The 1,782-nt window shown below is 49.4% G+C and carries 1 protein-coding gene; it reads left to right on the forward strand.

Annotated elements, in window-relative coordinates; all coding sequences use genetic code 11:
* The coding region (gene ilvA / locus RSA72_RS14455; RefSeq protein WP_332624098.1) for a threonine ammonia-lyase, biosynthetic at window positions 1-1,466 on the forward strand (1,466 nt) is incomplete at its 5' end.
* Between the last annotated feature and the right edge of the window lie 316 nt (window positions 1,467-1,782).

The raw sequence follows: 1,782 nt of genomic DNA on the forward strand, positions 1-1,782 counted from the left end.
CAGCGCCACGAATTAGTGAAAAACTAAACAATAACATTCGCTTTAAACGCGAAGATCTGCAGCCGGTTTTTTCCTTCAAATTGCGCGGCGCCTATAACCGCATCAGTCAATTGCCTAAATCTCAGCTGGAACGCGGCGTTATTACGGCTTCTGCAGGCAACCACGCTCAGGGCGTGGCTTTATCCGGTCAAAAGCTAGGCATCCGCGCCATTATTGTCATGCCGAAAACCACGCCGGATATTAAAGTCCAAGCCGCCAAACGCCTGGGCGGTGAAGTTGTGCTGCACGGAGACTCCTTTGATGTCGCAAATAAATATGCCATTCAGCGCGCGCAGGATGAAGGCATGACGTTTATTCCGCCCTACGATGATGAATTGGTGATGGCTGGCCAAGGCACGATTGCCAATGAAATTCTACGCCAATGGCGCGATGTGGACTATGTCTTTGTCGCCGTTGGCGGCGGCGGCTTGATTGCCGGTGTAGCAGCCTACTTAGGCGATGTTGCGCCGCACGTCAAAGTTATTCCGGTTGAATATGATGAATCTGCCTGCCTAAAAGCCGCTTTAGAAGCCGGCGAACGCGTTATTCTGCCGCAAGTTGGCTTATTTGCAGACGGCACCGCAGTCGCGCAGATTGGCGCAAAGCCGTTTGAAGTGATTCAGCTGCAGAAGTCTGACAACTCCGGCCCGATTGTTGAACCTGAAGTTGTGCTGGTCAATACCGATGAGGTCTGCGCTGCAATTAAAGACACCTTTGATGAATGCCGCAGCATTGTTGAACCGTCTGGCGCAATGGCTTTGGCCGGCATCAAGAAATACGTTGAGGCGCATCAGCTTCAGGGCAAAAATATCGTGTCTATTGTCTGCGGCGCCAACATGAACTTTGACCGCCTGCGTTACATTGCTGAACGCACCGAACTGGGCGAACACAAAGAAGCGATTTTTGCCGTCACCATTCCGGAAGAAAAAGGCTCGTTCCTGCATTTCTGCCGCGCCTTGCAAGGCCGCAACATTACAGAATTCAACTACCGCGCCAGCAATTCCAGCGCAGCTCAAGTTTTTGTCGGCATCAGCCTGAAAAACGGTGAAAAAGAGCGTCAGGAAATTTATGAAACATTAAAATTCCAGTATGACGTTGATGACCTGTCTGATGATGAAGTAGCGAAACTGCACATCCGCTATCTGATTGGCGGCCATGCAGATATTGAAAATGAACGCCTGTTCCGCGTGGAGTTCCCTGAACGCCCGGGCGCGCTGTTGACGTTCTTAGAACGCCTTGGCCCGACGCACAACATTACCCTGTTCCATTACCGCAACCACGGCGCTGCCGAAGGCCGCGTTTTGGTCGGCATGGAAGCTACGGACGCCAAGCAGAACCCGGACGGCTTAGTGGAAACACTGGAAAGCATTACTTACCCTTATGCTGAAATCACCAACAACCTGGGCTATCAGCGTTTCTTAAAATAAGCGTATCCTATAAGCAACCCAAAAGAGCCTTCATCTGTTAAGGCTCTTTTTTTATGGATGGAAGCTCCATTGCTGAAGCTTCATTGTTTTTGATGAATGCCTTTTTTGCTTGCAGAAGCCGCATCCGCCAGTCAGTTAAGAAACTGACTGGCATTTTCTTTTTAAATTCTAGATTTTATTTGATACACGGAAGCGTCATCCGCAACCTGAGCAAGAATAAAAGCACTGCTTTTATTCGAAGCGCAAGGCGAAGCAGCGGGATTTGAAAAGGACTGTTTTTGCAACAAAACTATTTAAGTGCAGAAAGTGAACAGGT

Origin of the sequence: Acinetobacter sp. (assembly GCF_036659555.1) — a bacterium.
GTDB lineage: Bacteria > Pseudomonadota > Gammaproteobacteria > Pseudomonadales > Moraxellaceae > Acinetobacter.